The sequence below is a fragment of the Moritella dasanensis ArB 0140 genome, assembly GCF_000276805.1.
Taxonomy (GTDB): Bacteria; Pseudomonadota; Gammaproteobacteria; order Enterobacterales; family Moritellaceae; genus Moritella; species Moritella dasanensis.
Window position 1 is genome coordinate 112,507 of sequence record NZ_AKXQ01000011.1, and the last position, 18,756, is coordinate 131,262.

10 protein-coding genes are annotated in these 18,756 nt (G+C 42.1%); 9 read left to right on the forward strand and 1 reads right to left on the reverse strand.

Translation table 11 applies throughout. The annotated features are described in order from the left end of the window. Positions 1 to 228 precede the first annotated feature (228 nt). The 7 genes from pdhR to A923_RS0111110 all read left to right on the forward strand — a co-directional run bounded on the left by pdhR (position 229) and on the right by A923_RS0111110 (position 12,991). Positions 229 to 990 carry a pyruvate dehydrogenase complex transcriptional repressor PdhR gene (gene pdhR / locus A923_RS0111080; protein ID WP_017221754.1) on the forward strand — a complete coding sequence of 254 codons (762 nt, stop codon included), beginning with the start codon at positions 229 to 231 and terminating at the stop codon, positions 988 to 990. Positions 991 to 1,075: 85 nt separating this feature from the next. Next, the gene (gene aceE / locus A923_RS0111085) at positions 1,076 to 3,733 is read left to right on the forward strand and encodes a pyruvate dehydrogenase (acetyl-transferring), homodimeric type (protein ID WP_017221755.1); all 2,658 of its coding nucleotides are present in this window, start codon (positions 1,076 to 1,078) and stop codon (positions 3,731 to 3,733) included. 10 nt (positions 3,734 to 3,743) lie between these two features. Further along, positions 3,744 to 5,330, forward strand: coding sequence for a pyruvate dehydrogenase complex dihydrolipoyllysine-residue acetyltransferase (gene aceF, locus A923_RS22235; RefSeq protein WP_017221756.1), 1,587 nt, complete (start codon positions 3,744 to 3,746; stop codon positions 5,328 to 5,330). A 244-nt stretch (positions 5,331 to 5,574) separates the two neighbouring features. Then, positions 5,575 to 7,005, forward strand: a complete 1,431-nt coding sequence (gene lpdA, locus A923_RS0111095) for a dihydrolipoyl dehydrogenase (protein ID WP_017221757.1) — start codon at positions 5,575 to 5,577, stop codon at positions 7,003 to 7,005. 229 nt (positions 7,006 to 7,234) lie between these two features. Further along, the gene (locus A923_RS0111100) at positions 7,235 to 9,541 is read left to right on the forward strand and encodes a patatin-like phospholipase family protein (protein WP_017221758.1); all 2,307 of its coding nucleotides are present in this window, start codon (positions 7,235 to 7,237) and stop codon (positions 9,539 to 9,541) included. A 278-nt stretch (positions 9,542 to 9,819) separates the two neighbouring features. Beyond that, positions 9,820 to 12,399 (forward strand): bifunctional aconitate hydratase 2/2-methylisocitrate dehydratase, encoded by a 2,580-nt coding sequence (gene acnB, locus A923_RS0111105; RefSeq protein WP_017221759.1) that lies wholly within the window; start codon positions 9,820 to 9,822, stop codon positions 12,397 to 12,399. A gap of 220 nt (positions 12,400 to 12,619) precedes the next feature. Continuing rightward, entirely contained in the window at positions 12,620 to 12,991 is a 372-nt protein-coding gene (locus tag A923_RS0111110; protein WP_017221760.1) for a YacL family protein, read from the forward strand. Between the two features lie 6 nt (positions 12,992 to 12,997). Here the strand turns inward: A923_RS0111110 and A923_RS0111115 are convergent, their stop codons facing one another. After that, positions 12,998 to 13,615, reverse strand: coding sequence for a trimeric intracellular cation channel family protein (locus A923_RS0111115; protein WP_017221761.1), 618 nt, complete (start codon positions 13,613 to 13,615; stop codon positions 12,998 to 13,000). 273 nt (positions 13,616 to 13,888) lie between these two features. Here A923_RS0111115 and metA point away from each other — a divergent pair, with 273 nt between their 5' ends. Beyond that, complete coding sequence (metA, locus tag A923_RS0111120) at positions 13,889 to 14,800, forward strand: homoserine O-acetyltransferase MetA (RefSeq protein ID WP_017221762.1); 912 nt, start codon at positions 13,889 to 13,891, stop codon at positions 14,798 to 14,800. Positions 14,801 to 14,923: 123 nt separating this feature from the next. Further along, positions 14,924 to 18,613, forward strand: coding sequence for a methionine synthase (metH, locus tag A923_RS0111125; RefSeq protein WP_017221763.1), 3,690 nt, complete (start codon positions 14,924 to 14,926; stop codon positions 18,611 to 18,613). The last annotated feature ends 143 nt before the right edge of the window (positions 18,614 to 18,756 follow it).

An 18,756-nucleotide genomic window follows, 5' to 3' on the forward strand; every position in this document is an offset into this window, starting at 1 on the left:
TTCTTAGGTGTTAGTCATTTAAACTGGGTATTGTAGTTATAACACTATGTATATGCTTGGTTTATGCCTTTATTTAGGCTTATTAATACTGGCTATTTTGATTTAAACACTATAAATACGAACAAAAATGTCTATTTTTAATGACAATTGAACGTGGTTTTGGTAAATTGTCATGACTTAATATTAAATTGGTCTTACCAATTTACCACTGGTCATTTTGAGGTTCACATGGTCTATCGAAAAATTCAGCCGCCGAAGTTGTCCGATGCGATTGCAGAGCAACTAGAGCAAATGATTTTGGAAGGTAGTTTAGAATCCGGCCAGCGCTTATCTTCAGAGCGTGATTTAGCCCTGCAGCTTGAGGTGTCTCGCCCCACTGTACGCGATGCAATTTTACGTTTGGAAAGCAAGGGTTTAGTGGAACGACGTCAAGGACGTGGTACATGGGTGAAGAAGGTCATGGACCAAACACTGATGGACCCACTGTTCCAATTATTGACGACACACCCAGAAGCACAATTAGATTTGTTGGAATTTCGTCATGCATTGGAAGGCATTTCAGCTTATTACGCCGCGTTGCGTGGTACTGAAACTGACTTTCAGCAATTACGTGTTGCGCTCGATGCTGTCACAGCATCGGAATTAGCACAAGATCCAACGAAACAAGCAAAAGCAGTCAGTGCGTTTAATATCGCGGTTACTGCAGCATCACATAATATTGTGTTGTTACATCTTTTGCGTGGTTTAAACCCATTGCTAGAAGATAATATTTGCCAAAATTTTAGGTTGTTGGAAAAGCGTCAAGGTGTGGTTGAACAAATTAGCCAACACCGTGGGGATATGCTTAACGCAATTCTTAACCGACAACCAGAAACAGCCAGAGAAGCATGTCATGCCCATCTGGCTTATATCGAGCAAGCATTGCTCGATATTGGGCGTGAAGATAGCCGCATAAATCGTGCGTCACGCCGTATAAAACAAGCTAAATAGTGTTACTAATGAATATTCTTAAACATGAAGATGCTTAAGAATATTTCTTTAACGTTGTAGAGATCTAATCAGTAAGGAATCTCATATGTCCGACATCTTAAAGCATGATGTAGACCCAATCGAAACTACCGAATGGCTAGAATCAATCGAATCAGTAATTCGTGAAGAAGGTCTTGAACGTGCGCAGTATTTATTAGAAAAAGTAATTGCCAAAGCACATCAAGACGGCGTTGCCCTAGGTAAAGGCGGCATCACTACGGATTATATCAATACTATCCGTACTGAAGACGAACCTGCATACCCAGGTGACGAGAAACTAGAACGTCGTATTCGTTCGATTATCCGCTGGAATGCTTTAATGATCGTACTACGTGCATCTAAGAAAGACTTAGAGTTAGGTGGCCACATGGCATCTTTCCAGTCTTCTGCTGCACTTTACGATGTATGTTTCAACCACTTCTTCCGTGCTCCTACGGAAAAAGACGGTGGCGATTTAGTTTATTACCAAGGTCATATTTCTCCTGGTATTTACGCTCGTTCATTTGTTGAAGGTCGTTTAACTGAAGATCAACTAAACAACTTCCGTCAAGAAGTTGATGGTAAAGGTATCCCGTCATACCCACATCCTAAGTTGATGCCTGAATACTGGCAGTTCCCTACAGTATCTATGGGTCTTGGTCCATTCTCAGCTATCTATCAAGCACGTTTCTTGAAATACCTAGATGGCCGTGGTCTTAAGCAAACTGAAGATCAAACTGTATACGCTTTCCTAGGTGATGGCGAGATGGATGAGCCTGAATCACGTGGCGCATTATCATTTGCTGCTCGTGAAGGTTTAGACAACTTAGTATTTGTTGTTAACTGTAACTTACAACGTCTTGACGGTCCTGTAATGGGTAACGGCAAGATCATTCAAGAACTAGAAAGCTTATTTAAAGGCGCTGGTTGGAATGTGATTAAAGTTGTATGGGGCGAAGAGTGGGATGAGCTATTAGCTAAAGACACTTCTGGTCGTTTACTACAGTTAATGAATGAAACTGTTGATGGTGATTACCAAACGCTGAAGGCTAAAGGCGGCGCTTACGTACGCGAGCACTTCTTTAACCGTTACCCAGAAACTGCTGAATTAGTTAAAGATATGACTGATGATCAAATCTGGGCACTAAAACGTGGTGGTCATTCTACCAGTAAATTATACGCTGCTTATGCAAAAGCAAAAGCAACTGTAGGTTTACCAACTGTGATCCTAGCTAAAACCATTAAAGGTTATGGCATGGGTGAAGCAGCTGAAGGTAAAAATATCGCGCATGGCGTGAAAAAAATGAAATCGGATACGCTTATGCAGTTCCGTGATCGTTTCGATATCCCTGTATCTGATGATCAATTATTAGAATTACCGTATGTAACACTTGAAGAAGGTTCGCCTGAACACGAGTACATGCATGCACGTCGTAAAGAATTAAACGGCTACTTACCACAGCGTAAAACTGAATTCTCTGGCAAATTGGATATTCCAACTGTTGAAGATTTTGGCGTGCTACTTGGTGAGCAAAAACGTGAAATCTCTACAACGATGGCTTATGTTCGTGCCCTCAATGTGTTGCTTAAGCACAAAGGCATTGGCAAAAACATCGTACCAATTATCGCCGATGAAGCGCGTACATTTGGTATGGAAGGTTTATTCCGTCAAGTTGGTATTTATAACCCTAAAGGCCAAACATACACACCTCAAGATCGCGAAATCGTTTCTTACTACAAAGAAGAAACTAGCGGCCAAGTACTTCAAGAAGGTATTAACGAGTTAGGTGCTATGTCTTCATGGGTTGCAGCGGCAACATCATACAGTACGAATGACGTACCTATGATCCCACTGTATATCTACTATTCAATGTTTGGTTTCCAACGTATTGGTGACTCTGCATGGATGGCTGGCGATCAAATGGCGCGTGGTTTCCTATTAGGTGCTACAGCTGGTCGTACAACACTAAACGGTGAAGGTCTTCAACATGAAGATGGTCACAGCTTAGTACAAGCAGGCCTTATCCCGAACTGTGTGTCTTATGACCCAACATTCGCGTATGAAGTTGCTGTTGTATTACAAGATGGTTTACGTCGTATGTACGGCGAGCAAGAAAATGTTTTCTACTACATCACATTGATGAACGAAAACTATGCTCACCATGCAATGCCAGAAGGCGTTGAAGCTGGTATCCGTAAGGGTATGTATAAGTTAGAAACTTATACTGGCGAAACAGCTAAAGTTCAATTACTAAGTTCAGGTACTATCATGATGCAAGTGCGCGAAGCGGCTCGTATCTTAAGTGAAGACTATGGTATTGGTTCTGACGTATTCTCGGTAACTTCATTCAATGAAATTGCACGTGATGGTCAAGACGTTGAACGTTACAACATGTTACACCCTGAAGCAGAGCAAAAAGTACCGTACATCACTACACTAATGAGTGATGCACCTGCGATTGCCGCGACAGATTATATCAAAAACTATGCTGAACAAGCGCGTGCATACGTGCCGACTTCATACAAAGTTCTTGGTACTGACGGTTTTGGTCGTTCAGACAGCCGTGCAAACTTACGTCGTCATTTCGAAGTTAACGCGCAATACGTAGTTGTTGCTGCATTATCTGAATTAGTTAAGAAAGGCGAGATTGATAATAAAGTTGTTGTTGATGCAATTGCAAAATTCGATATCGACGCTGACAAAATAAACCCTCTATACGCATAAGGTATAAAAAATGAGTATTGAAATTTTCGTTCCAGACATTGGTGATGATGAAGTAGAAGTAACTGAGATTTCCGTTCAAATCGGCGATACAGTTGCAGAAGAAGATACTTTGCTTGCTGTTGAGGGTGACAAAGCGTCTATGGAAGTTCCTGCACCACAAGCTGGTGTAGTACAAGAAATCCGTGTAAATGTTGGCGACACAGTGAAAACTGGTTCATTAGTATTTATCTTTGCTGATGCAGCAAGCGCAGCGGCTCCGGTAGCTGAAGTTGCTGTTGCTCCTGTAGCTGAAGCGGCTCCTGTTGCAGCTGCTGCGGTACAAGTATTAGAAGTTAACATTCCTGACATCGGCGACGATGAAGTGGAAGTAACTGAGATTTCAGTTAAAGTTGGCGATACTGTTGCTGAAGAAGACACGTTAATGGCTGTTGAAGGCGATAAAGCTTCAATGGAAGTTCCTGCACCATTCGCTGGTGTTGTGAAAGAAATTAAAGCAGCTGTTGGCGATAAAGTAACAACTGGTTCTTTCATCATGACGTTTGAAGTTGCTGGCGCTGCACCTGTTGCTGCTCCTGTAGCACAAGCTGCCGCTGCTGCACCTGCTGCAAAAGTTGAAGCTCCGAAAGCTGCTCCTGCTGCAAAAGCACCAGAAGTAACTGGTTTCGTTGAAAACGACGCTTACCACCATGCATCACCAGTAGTTCGTCGTCTAGCACGCGAATTCGGTGTTAACTTAGATAAAGTTGGCGCAACTGGTCGTAAAGGTCGCATCGCGAAAGAAGACGTACAAACTTACGTTAAAAACGCAGTTAAACGTTTAGAATCTGGCGCTACTGGCGGCAACGGTTCTGGTATGGACGTACTAGCATGGCCAAAAGTTGATTTCGCTAAATTTGGTGAAATCGAAGTAGTTAAGATGACTCGCATCCAGAAAATTTCTGGTCCGAACCTGCACCGTAACTGGGTTAAAATCCCACACGTTACACAGTTCGACGAAGCAGACATCACTGAACTAGAAGCGTTCCGTAAAGTAGAGAACAACAAACTTGTTAAGCAAGATAAAGGCTTCAAGATTTCTCCACTTATCTTCATCGTTAAAGCAGTAGCTAAAGCGTTAGCTGATTATCCGAAGTTCAATACTTCAATCGGCGAAGATGGCGAAACTATCATTCAGAAGAAATACATCAACGTTGGTGTTGCTGTTGATACACCAAACGGTCTAGTTGTTCCGGTTATCCGTAACGTTGACCAGAAAGGTATTTACGAGCTTTGCCAAGATCTTGCTGTTATCTCTAAGAAAGCACGTTCTGGTAAACTGACTTCTTCTGACATGCAAGGCGGTTGTTTCACAATCTCTAGCCTTGGCGGTATCGGTGGTACTCAATTTACACCTATCGTTAATGCTCCTGAAGTTGCAATTTTAGGCGTATCACGTTCTGAAATTAAACCTAAGTGGGATGGCAAAGACTTTGCTCCTCGTCTTATGTTACCAATGGCTCTTTCATATGATCACCGTGTGATCGATGGTGCTGATGGTGCTCGTTTTGTTACAGCATTAAACGGATATCTTTCAGATCTTCGTCAACTAGTACTTTAATTTTAGTTAAGCAAACGCTTAATTTTAATCGGGTAATAGTTTTAGTATTTAATTAAAGAGAAGTTTTGGTATTTAATCAGAAGAGTTATCGCATTTTTGCAATGTTTTAACTCTTTTTACTTCTCATTTATTTAACATATATGTAAAATTGTCTGGATTCGAACATCATTACTCAGAAGCTTTAAATTGTGCCTCTGAGTGAGGTTACCGCCATTCCAGATAATTAAATGACAACGAGGTCATAATGAGTAATGAAGTTAAAGCACAAGTAGTAGTACTTGGCGCTGGTCCTGCGGGCTACTCTGCTGCATTCCGTGCTGCAGATTTAGGTTTAGAAACTGTAATCATCGAACGTTACAACACCCTAGGTGGTGTTTGTCTTAACGTTGGTTGCATCCCTTCAAAAGCTTTACTACACGTAGCTAAAGTTATCGAAGAAGCAAAATCATTATCTGAACACGGTATTGTATTCGGCGCACCACAAACGGACATCACTAAAGTTCGTTCATGGAAAGAAAAAGTTGTTAATCAATTAACTGGTGGTCTTAGCGGAATGGCTAAGATGCGTAAAGTTAAAGTGGTTGAAGGTTTAGCTCAGTTTACTGGCGCTAACACAATCGAAGCAACAGACCGTGACGGTAACGTTACAACTGTTACATTCGATAACGCAATCATTGCTGCGGGTTCACGCCCAGTTAAACTACCGTTCATTCCGCATGAAGATCCACGTGTTTGGGATTCAACGGATGCACTAGCACTTAAAGAAGTTCCAGGTAAATTACTGGTTCTAGGTGGTGGTATTATCGGTCTAGAAATGGGTACAGTTTACGCATCTCTTGGTTCTGATATTGACGTTGTTGAGTTTGCAGATCAATTAGTACCTGCAGCGGATAAAGACATCGTTAAAATTTATGCTAAAGCAGTTAAAAACAAATTTAACGTAATGCTAAGCACGAAAGTAACAGCGGTTGAAGCAAAAGAAGACGGTTTATACGTTACTTTTGAAGGCAAAAAAGCGCCAACTGAAGCAGTTCGTTACGACGCAGTACTTGTTGCTGTTGGTCGTGTACCAAACGGTCTTGGCTTAAATGCTGAGAAAGCAGGTATTAATGTAACTGAACGTGGCTTTATCGAAACAGATAAAACCATGAGCACGAACGTTCCACACATCTATGCTATCGGCGATATCGTTGGTCAACCTATGTTGGCGCATAAAGGTGTGCATGAAGGTCACGTTGCTGCAGAAAACATTGCTGGCAAGAAACACTTCTTCGATCCTAAAGTTATTCCATCAATTGCTTACACTGAGCCAGAAATGGCGTGGGCAGGTCTAACTGAGAAAGAAGCGAAAGAGCAAGGCGTAAACTACGAAGCTGCTGTATTCCCTTGGGCTGCATCAGGTCGTGCGATCGCTTCTGACGCATCTAACGGTATGACTAAGTTATTATTCAACAAAGACACTAACCGTATTATCGGTGGTGCTATGGTTGGTACTAACGCTGGTGAATTACTAGGTGAAGTTTGTCTAGCAATTGAAATGGGTTGTGATGCAGAAGATATCGCATTAACAATTCATGCTCACCCAACGTTACACGAATCAGTTGGTATGGCTGCAGAAATTTATGAAGGTTCTATTACAGATCTTCCTAATGCAAAAGCTGTAAAAAGAAAATAATTTAGCGATTAATCGTTAATGTAGAAAGCGACCTTAGGGTCGCTTTTTTTATGCCTGTTATTCCTATCCTTGCCAACAAAATGCGTGTTCGGTTATTTTATGTAATTGGTATTAGGCATTTTAAAACAGAAGTTGCTAGTATAGTTAGGTATAGATATACATTTTATTGAATATAACATGTTGTTCCCAGTGGATGGGATGGATTAATTTTTAGGATCGTCATTAAACTATGTCTCAGATTAAACGGATTTTTGGTTCTTCATTTACAATGATGAACGGGTTACTTCTCGCTTTTATTAGCCTTAATATAAGCACTGCGACAGCCGCAGATGGTATTTCGACTCCAACTCCTATTAGTGAAAAAACACGTCCAAAAATTGGCCTGGCCTTAAGTGGCGGTGGTGCCAAAGGTGCTGCGCATTTAGGGGTGATTAAGTATTTAGAAAAACACAATATTCCGGTCGATTATGTCTCCGGTACCAGCATGGGTTCATTTATCGGTGGTATGTATGCCATGGGACGATCAACGGCAGAAATAGAGCTGATATTAGCGGAGTACGATTGGAGCCAAGGTTATAACGATGACGTGCCACGCGATAAGCTGTCGATACGTGAAAAGCAGCGTCAGGATTTATTTCAAATTCAAACCGACATCGGTTTCGATGGCAGCAGTATTGAATTCCCGTCTGGTTTTGTCCAAGGCCAAGGCATGGCGAAATTATTACGATTATCTACCAACAGCTTACCCTATGTAAGTCATTTCGATTTACTGCCAATTCCTTATCGTGCCATTGCTACCAATGTTGAAACCATGCGCGAAGTGGTATTAGAGCGTGGCGATTTATCGAAAGTCATGCAGGCGAGTATGTCTATCCCAGGTGCGTTGACGCCAGTATTAATTGATGGCCAGCATCTTGTTGACGGTGGCATGGTGAATAATTTACCGATTGGTGTCTTGCAAGAGATGGGCGCGGATATCATTATCGCGGTTGATATTGGCTCACAACTTTATAGCCAAGAAGAGATCACCAGTGCTTTCCTTATTTTTGATCAACTGTCGAGCTCAATGACGCGTACCAGTGCCAACGAGCAGATCTTAAAGTTAAGCGAACGCGACATTTTACTGAGTCCTGAAATCGATGGTATTGGCACTGCAGATTTTGATTTGATGCCAGATGCTGTGGTAAGGGGCGAGAAAGCGGCAAGTTATGCCAGTGCTAAATTAACCGCATTATCACTATCAGATGCAGACTATGCTGTATACCAACAGCAAAAAGCAGTTAAAAAACAGCAAATGGCACAAATAGACGTCATTGATATCAACAGTATTAATATTAATACCGACACCCGTTTAAGCCCAAGAGTGATCGAAAATAAATTAAATATAACAAATGGCGATAAGATCTCGGTGGCAGAATTAGAGCAGAAAATTGATGCACTTTATGCATTAAACCTGTTTCAAAAAATAGACTACAGTATTACAGAAAAAAATGGTGAGCATGACTTACAGGTTAATGTGGTAGAGAAAAGCTGGGGGCCGGGTTATGTGGATTTTAAATTCAACATTCAACAATCAACCACCAGTGATGATAGTCAACAAATCGGTTTGCAATATATCTTGAGTGATTTGAATCGACTGGGTGGGGAATGGCGCACTGAGTTAGTGTATGGATCGGATTCCAACATCAGTACTGAATTTTATTCGCCAATTGATTATAATCAGTACTTTTTCTTTAAAACCGGTGTGCGTTTAGAAAACTATGAAAGTAAGCTCTATTTAGGCTCGTTTAATGATCCCGGAGTGGCGCCAATTACTTCTACTTTTGAATACTTTCCAGTTAAAACCGATCAAATAGGTGTTTATGCTGAGTTAGGTGTTATCCCGTTTGAGTGGATACAGATTGCGGTAGGTAGCTATTATCAGTCCGGTACAGCGGAAATTATTGGCACTACTATCGATAGCGATTTTGATAGCCAAGGCTGGTATGTAAAAACCCGTTTAGATTCGTTTGATAATATTTCCTTCCCAACCAAAGGTTTCAAATTAGATGCCGATGTTTACATTGATACTGGTGATTATTTAAATAGTAACGAAAATAATATCTTCTTCAGCTTAGACTGGCGTAATGCGGTGTCATTAGATCGGTCTACGTTGGAGTTTAAGGCATCGGTGGCCAGTTATGATGGACCGCCTATTTCACCGACGTTCGAAGTCGGTATTGGTGGTTTTCAGAATTTGTCGGGTTATGGTATTAACGAACTCACCGGTAATCATAAAGGACTGGTGGCATTAATCTATCGTCATCGTTTATTGGATAACAATTTTGGCGCATTCTCATTACCACTTTATCTGGGGGCTTCAATCGAACAAGGTAATGTCTGGAACGAGACCGATGACATCAGTTTTGATTCAACTATTACAGCGGGTAGTGTATTTGTCGCGCTAGATACCGGTATTGGTCCGGTGATGTTGTCTTACGGTTATGCTGAAGGTGGCCATGCTTCTGGTTATCTCTTTATTGGTAATAATTTCTAGATATAGCGTGATAAACATTCACGTAAATTAGTTATGATTTTTCTATCATAAGTTTGATGAATGTTGAGTATTTATGTAAAAGTCCTGATGCACATGCTGCTTTAATTTTAATTTTAAGTTAAAAATGTTATATTTGTGAACACTCTGCAAGAGGTCCTAACGTTATTATTGCTGAGTTCACATAAATAACCGTTGAATTCACATAAGAAATTAATAAGTTAGGGTTACATATAACAAGGATGTCCACCATGAGTGGCATAAACTAAGAGGAATGAGTCGTGTTAGAAGCTTATCGTAAACATGTCGAAGAACGTGCCGCTGATGGGGTTGTACCTAAACCTCTTGATGCTGAACAAGTTGCTGGTCTAGTTGAATTGGTTAAAGCACCAATCGCTGGCGAAGAAGAATTTATTTTAGATCTTTTAACGAATCGTGTGCCACCAGGTGTGGATGAAGCTGCTTATGTAAAAGCTGGCTTTTTAACGGCGATTGTTAAAGGCGATGCGACATCACCGATCTTATCTGCAGAACGTGCGACTGAACTACTTGGCACAATGCAAGGTGGTTACAACATCGAAACACTGGTTGAATTACTGGATGTTGATGCGCTTGCCCCTATCGCTGCTAAAGGCTTATCACATACATTATTAATGTTTGATGCTTTTTATACTGTTGAAGAAAAAGCCAAAGCAGGTAATAAATTTGCACAACAAGTTATGCAATCTTGGGCTGATGCTGAATGGTTCTTAACGAAACCTGAAGTTGCTGAAAAAATTACAGTAACAGTATTTAAAGTACCTGGCGAAACGAATACCGATGATTTATCACCGGCACCAGATGCATGGTCTCGTCCTGATATTCCATTACATGCACTTGCAATGCTTAAAAATGAGCGTGAAGGTGTTTCTGCTACGCCACTACAAGCGATTGAAGATCTAAAATCAAAAGGTCATCAAGTTGCTTACGTTGGTGATGTTGTTGGTACGGGTTCTTCACGTAAATCAGCAACTAACTCTGTGTTATGGTGCATGGGTGATGATATCCCGTTTGTACCTAACAAACGTGGTGGTGGTATTTGTATCGGTTCTAAAATCGCGCCAATCTTCTTCAATACAATGGAAGATTCAGGTGCACTACCATTAGAATTTGATGTAACGAGCATAAACACGGGTGACGTTATTGATATCTTCCCATATGCGGGTGTGGTTAAAAATAACGAAACTAATGCAACAATCACTGAATTTAAAATTAAAACTGAAGTACTGCTTGATGAAGTACGTGCTGGTGGTCGTATTCCACTGATTATCGGTCGTGGTTTAACGACGCGTGCTCGTGCTGCGCTAGGTCTTGCAGATTCGACGGTATTCCGTCTACCTCAAGATGTTGCAGCATCAACTAAAGGTTATTCTTTAGCACAGAAAATGGTTGGTAAAGCATGTGGTGTAACGGGCGTTCGTCCTAACCAATATTGCGAACCTAAAATGACAACGGTTGGCTCTCAAGATACGACGGGTCCAATGACGCGTGATGAACTTAAAGATCTAGCTTGTCTTGGTTTCTCTGCAGATTTAGTAATGCAGTCTTTCTGTCATACAGCTGCATATCCAAAACCAATTGATGTGCAAACACACCATACATTGCCTGATTTTATCCGTAACCGTGCGGGTGTTTCATTACGTCCAGGTGATGGTGTAATTCACTCATGGTTAAACCGTATGTTATTACCAGATACTGTCGGTACTGGTGGTGATTCACATACACGTTTCCCATTAGGTATTTCTTTCCCTGCGGGTTCTGGTCTGGTTGCGTTTGCAGCTGCTACAGGTGTTATGCCACTTGATATGCCTGAATCTATTTTGGTACGTTTTAAAGGTGAACTACAACCAGGTATCACACTACGTGACCTTGTTAATGCAATCCCTTACTACGCTATCCAGAAAGGTCTACTGACTGTTGAGAAAGCAGGTAAAATCAATGCATTCTCTGGTCGTGTACTGGAAATCGAAGGTCTACCTGAATTGAAAGTTGAGCAAGCATTTGAATTATCAGATGCATCTGCTGAACGTTCTGCTGCAGGTTGTTCAATCAAACTTAGCGAAGCACCAATCATTGAATATCTAGAGTCTAACATTGTGATGTTAAACTGGATGATTGCTGAAGGTTATGGCGATCCGAAAACGATTGCACGCCGTGTTGCTGAAATGAAAGCTTGGATTGCTGATCCACAATTGCTTGAAGCCGATGCTGATGCTGAATACGCTGAAATCATCGAGATCGATCTTGCTGATGTGAAAGAACCTATCCTTGCATGTCCAAATGACCCAGATGATGTGAAATTATTGTCTGATGTTGCTGGTGTTAAAATTGACGAAGTATTCGTTGGTTCATGTATGACTAACATCGGTCACTTCCGTGCTGCAGGTAAACTGCTTGAGAAATTCAACGGTACGCTACCAACACGTATGTGGGTTACACCACCGACGCGTATGGATGCCGCACAATTAAGTGATGAAGGTTATTATTCTATCTTCGGTAAAGCGGGCGCTCGTACAGAAATGCCTGGTTGTTCACTGTGTATGGGTAACCAAGCACGTGTAGGTGATAATACGACGGTTGTTTCTACTTCAACACGTAACTTCCCGAACCGTCTAGGTACTGGTGCTAATGTTTACTTGAGTTCTGCTGAAGTTGCTGCTGTCGCAGCGATTAAAGGTAAGATCCCAACGGTAGCAGAGTACATGGAACTGGCATCTGAACTTGATGCAACGGCAGCGGATACATACCGCTACCTAAACTTCGATCAAATCGCTTCTTATATCGAGAAAGCGAACGAAGTGATTGTTCAAGAAGCGGTTTAATTAATCGATGATGCAGTGACGACTGTATCGTTAATTAGCTAACTCGAATAGAACAAAATAAGTGTATGAAACGGCTCCCTCGATAGGGAGCCGTTTTTGTTTCCGCTATTTTTTGCTACAATCCCTTCCCTTGAAAACCGATCAAGCTATTACCCTATTAATAAGCGATTTATAAGCTATTAATAAACGACGACCCCTTAACTAATAAGTAGGCATAACCGTGGATTTTGAATTTCGTAAAGATACCCTAACAGATACTTACCGCGTCATAATATCAATGGAACAGACGGCACTGGGGAGTTGGATCCAAGGCACTTTAGGCACGGATAAAGCCACTATTGCGTTGATTCAAGCTGAAATTGATTTATTAAAAGCCCGTAAAAAACAAGAATATCGTTTAATTGGTGATGAAATGACATTAACGCTGACGCAAGAAGATGTTTGTGCGTGTATGAATTCGGAATTAATTGATTCAGGTGAAGAGTTGGACGATGACATGAATTTTTATGATGCAGAAACGGTTGCAGTATGCGGCTTGGAGGATTTTGAAATCATACTCCAAGCCTGGTTACACTTTATTAGTCAGCGCTAGTGCTATTTAGTCCCATTCTTCCGAAGTGTAGCTAAAGGTTGGTAATGACCATTTCCAATAAATAGCACATAGACGCAGGGTTACACCGACACTGAAGGCCACGATAAGGGTGATATTGTGGTTAACACCAAAGTGCTCTAAGCTCAAATAAAGCACGGCAACCAATAACGAGATCCCCGCATATATTTCTTTGCTGAATACCACAGGTGTTCGGTTACAGAGTAAGTCACGCAATACCCCGCCACAAATACCCGTAATCATACCCGCCATAATTATCACTGTTGGGTGGTAGCCGAGTTTCATCGCCACATTACAACCAATAATGGTAAATGCAATTAGACCAAGCGCATCAAGCACCAAGAATAAACGGCGTAAATGATTCATGTGTTTAGCAATTAGGATGGTAAACAAACCTGCACATATGGTGATATAAACATAGTGAGGATGTTGAGTCCAAGAGATAGGGAAATTCCCCAGCAATAGGTCGCGCACTGTACCGCCACCAAGCGCGGTAACAAAGGCGATAACGACCACGCCGAAGACATCCATATTACGACGACCCGCCATTAACGCACCCGACATAGCTTCGGCGGTGATGGCAATTAAATAGATATAAGTGAGCATTTTTGCAAACCTTTAGATTAGAATAAATAAGTGTTCAATCCATTAACAATAGGTCGCGCTCCTTGCAAGTTGGCGATCCTATATATAAACATCATTATGGTCAACCGAATAACAAGCGATTGGCAGTAGAAACTGAATCAGCGGTCAGCATTTTGTTGGTTTCAATGTGTAAAGCAAGGTAATGGACTATTTTAATCAGCGACAAGACTTACAAAGGTGATGTAAATAGGGTAGACTTCTGGATGGCTAATGTATTACTTAAGGATGGGAATAATGCCAATTAGAATTAAAGACGGGCTACCGGCTGCTGAAATATTAGGTAATGAAAATATTTTTGTGATGCTAGAGTCTCGTGCAACCAAGCAAGAAATTAGACCGCTGCAGGTTGTTGTTCTTAACCTTATGCCGAAAAAAATTGAGACTGAAAACCAAATTTTACGATTATTATCGAATACGCCACTGCAAGTAAATGTAGAGCTATTACGTATTGATTATCGAGCCTCTAAAAATACCCCACAAGAACACATTGATGAGTTTTATCACGACTTCGAACGTATACGTCATAACAATTACGATGGTTTGATTATTACCGGTGCACCGTTAGGGCTCGTCGGCCATGAAGATGTAGCGTATTGGCCACAAATCGAAGAGATTATTCACTGGTCTAAAACCCATGTGGTTTCAACGCTATTCCTTTGCTGGGCAGCGCAAGCGGCATTAAAAGTCTTGCATGGCGTGGATAAAAAAGTCCACGAGACTAAATTTTCCGGGGTATACCCGCAGCAAACATTTCACCGCCATAATCCGTTAGTACGTGGTTTTGATGATGAATTCTCAGTGCCGATGTCGCGCTATGCGAATTTCTCTGTAGAGATGTTTGCCGATACTGACATCAATGTCTTAGCCGCGAATGATGAAACTGGGGTGTATTTAGCCGCCTCAAAAGACTGTCGTCAGGTGTTTGTCACCGGTCATCCGGAATACAGTGCTGACACGCTACATCAAGAATATATGCGTGATATTGCCGATGGCGTCGAGGCCGAAGTACCGGCTAATTATTATAAAGGTGATGATGCTGAAAATGCCCCTCGTGTTACTTGGCGTAGTCATGGTAATCTGCTCTATAGCAACTGGTTAAACTATTATGTTTATCAACAAACGCCATACGACTTAAACGATCTATAAACTAATGCTTTATAAAGACAAGGGTCTATAAACGCCTTTAGTTGGTAGATATGAGTACGTAGAGATTAGTATCAAATAATAAGACTCAGGATTGGGTCTGTAGTAAATTAAACGAGGGATCTTGTGGCCACTATAAAAAATAAACAGCAACTGGAACAGCAATTAAAAAAACGTATCATGCTTATCGATGGCGGCATGGGAACGATGATCCAGGATTATAAATTAGAAGAAGCTGATTACCGTGGTGAACGCTTTGCTAACTGGCATAGTGACGTCAAAGGTAACAATGACTTACTGGTATTAAGTAAGCCGCAGTTGATTGCTGATATTCATAAAGAATACCTCGACGCCGGCGCTGATATTCTGGAAACGAATACTTTCAATGCGACGACGATCGCGATGGCTGATTATGATATGGAATCATTATCGGCAGAGATCAACCGCGAAGCTGCGCGTATTGCCCGCCAAGCCGCAGATGCAAAAACCGCTGAAAATCCAGACCGTCCACGCTTTGTTGCCGGGGTACTTGGACCAACAAACCGTACTTGCTCTATTTCTCCAGATGTAAACGATCCCGCTTTCCGTAATACTTCATTTGATCTGATGGTTGAAGCTTATATCGAATCAACCAAAGCCTTAATCGAAGGCGGCTCAGATTTTATTCTGATCGAAACGATCTTCGATACGCTGAATGCTAAAGCCGCGGTATTTGCGGTTAAGACGGTATACGAAGAACTTGGTTACGAATTACCTATCATGATCTCAGGTACGATCACCGATGCATCGGGACGTACACTAACGGGTCAAACGACAGAAGCATTCTACAATTCATTACGCCATGCAGAACCGATCACCTTTGGTCTTAACTGTGCATTAGGACCTGATGAATTACGCCAATATGTCGGCGAGCTATCACGCATTTCTGAAAGCTATGTGACAGCGCATCCCAATGCCGGTTTACCAAATGCGTTTGGCGAGTATGATCTTAGCCCTGAAGACATGGCTGAGCATATTAAGGAATGGGCTGAAGCTGGTTTCTTAAATATGGTGGGTGGTTGTTGTGGTACGACGCCAGAACACATCAAAGCCATGGCCGATGCCGTTGAAGGTATTGCACCACGTCAATTACCTGAAATCGAAATTGCGTGTCGTTTAAGTGGTTTAGAGCCATTAACGATTTCTAAAGAAAGTCTGTTTGTTAACGTCGGTGAACGTACTAACGTTACTGGTTCGGCACGTTTTAAACGTCTTATCAAAGAAGAAAATTACGATGAGGCACTGCATGTTGCGCAGCAGCAAGTAGAGTCAGGCGCACAAATCATCGATATCAACATGGATGAAGGCATGTTGGATTCGTTGCATTGTATGCAGCGTTTCTTAAACCTGGTTGCCTCTGAACCGGAAATTTCGAAAGTGCCGATCATGATCGACTCCTCGAAATGGGAGATCCTTGAAGCGGGTCTGAAATGCGTCCAAGGTAAAGCGATCGTTAACTCTATTTCGTTGAAAGAGGGTGAAGAAAACTTCCGTCGCCAAGCGACATTGATTCGTCGTTACGGCGCTGCCATGATCGTCATGGCCTTTGATGAAAAAGGTCAGGCGGATACCCAGGAACGTAAATTCCAAATTTGTAAGCGTTCTTACGATATCTTGGTACACGAATTAAATTATCCGCCAGAAGACATTATCTTCGATCCAAATATCTTTGCTGTCGCAACCGGTATCGACGAACATAACAATTATGCTGTTGATTTCATTGAAGCAGTGAAAGACATTAAGCGTGAGTTACCGCATGCGATGATCTCGGGTGGTGTTTCTAACGTCTCTTTCTCGTTCCGTGGTAATAATCCGTTACGTGAAGCTATTCATGCCGTGTTCTTGTACTACTGTATCCGTGAAGGTATGGATATGGGTATTGTGAATGCAGGGCAGTTAGCCATTTATGATGATCTGCCGAAAGAACTGCTGGATGCCGTTGAAGATGTGGTCCTTAATCGGACACCTGAAGGTACGGAAGCCTTATTAGCGCTGGCGGAAAAATACCGCGATTCTGGTGTTGAAGTGGAAGCTGAAACACAAGAGTGGCGCAGTTTTGATGTCAATAAGCGTTTAGAGCATGCATTGATTAAAGGTATTACCGAGTTTATTGAAGAAGATACTGAAGAAGCGCGTCAACAAGCAACACTGCCATTAGAAGTGATTGAAGGTCCGTTAATGGACGGCATGAACACCGTGGGTGATTTGTTTGGTGCGGGTAAAATGTTTTTACCCCAGGTGGTTAAATCTGCCCGCGTAATGAAACGAGCGGTATCTTATTTAAACCCCTATATTGAAGCGTCAAAACAAAAAGGGTCGACTAACGGAAGAGTATTATTAGCCACCGTAAAAGGCGATGTGCACGATATTGGTAAAAATATCGTTGGTGTGGTTTTACAGTGTAATAACTACGAAATCGTTGATATGGGCGTGATGGTATCTTGCGATGATATTCTCAAAACAGCGGTTGCAGAAAACTGCGACATTATTGGTTTATCCGGACTGATCACGCCATCGTTAGATGAAATGGTCCATGTTGCGAAAGAATGTAAACGTAAAGGTTTAAAACTGCCGATTCTGATTGGTGGTGCGACAACATCGAAAGCGCATACGGCGGTTAAGATTGAGCAAAATTATGACGAACCCGTTATTTATGTTGCGAATGCATCACGTGCGGTAGGTGTGGTCGCGGCATTATTGTCAGAAACTAAAAAGCCTGAATTGGTTGCGCGTATGGCCAAAGAATACGACACGGCCCGTGAGCAGCATGCTCGTAAGCGTCCGCGTAGTGCGCCGGTTACGTTAGAAAAAGCGCGTGCCAACAAAGCGCCGATTGATTGGGTTAACTACACACCGCCAGTACCGAAAACACTGGGTGTGCAAAAATACATTAATTACTCAATTGCAGAACTACGAAAATATATCGATTGGACACCATTCTTCATGACATGGACGCTGGCGGGTAAATACCCTCGTATCCTTACCGATGAAGTCGTGGGTGAGCAAGCACAGAGTTTGTTCAATGATGCCAACGAGATGCTTGACCGTTTACAAGAGTCGAATGAAGTGGGTGTTAATGGTGTGATTGGTTTATTCCCTGCGAATACAGTGAATAGCGATACTATTGAAGTTTATACTGATGAAACCCGTACTCAGGTATTCAAGCGTCTTGAACATTTACGTCAGCAAACTAAGAAGAAACCTGGGCAGTATAATAATTGCTTAGCGGACTTCGTGGCGCCGAAAGAGTCGGGTAAATTTGACTATGTTGGTGCATTTGCGGTAACTGGTGGCATCGGTGAAGACGACATGGCGAATTACTTCAAAGGTATTGAAGATGATTACAACGCTATCTTGGTGCAATCTGTATGTGACCGTTTAGCGGAAGCAATGGCTGAACGTCTGCATGAATTAGTGCGTAAAGAAGAGTGGGGTTTCACGCCGACCGAAGATTGGAGTAACGACGATCTGGTCCGCGAAAAATACCAAGGTATTCGTCCGGCGCCGGGTTATGCCGCCTGTCCGGAACATACCGAGAAAGGTACGATTTGGGAATTGCTTGATCCTGACAGTATTGGTATGAAGTTAACGTCTTCTTATGCGATGTGGCCAGGTGCCGCAGTATCAGGTTGGATATTCTCGCATCCAGAATCACGTTACTTTGCAGTTGCATCGATCCAAGAAGACCAAGTGCAAGACTATGCTGAACGTAAAAATATGACGCTTGAAGAAACCGAACGTTGGTTAGGGCCTAACTTAGGTTATGCACCTGATTAATATTTTCTAACTCCGTATTTATTAAAGACGCTCTGCTCGCCGTGAACCCATCCATGGGGGCTTGGGGCTAGCATCCCTGCTAGCAACAGCAGGCTTACTTTAATGAATACTCGGTCATATGTGGTGTGACTGAAAAATAAAAA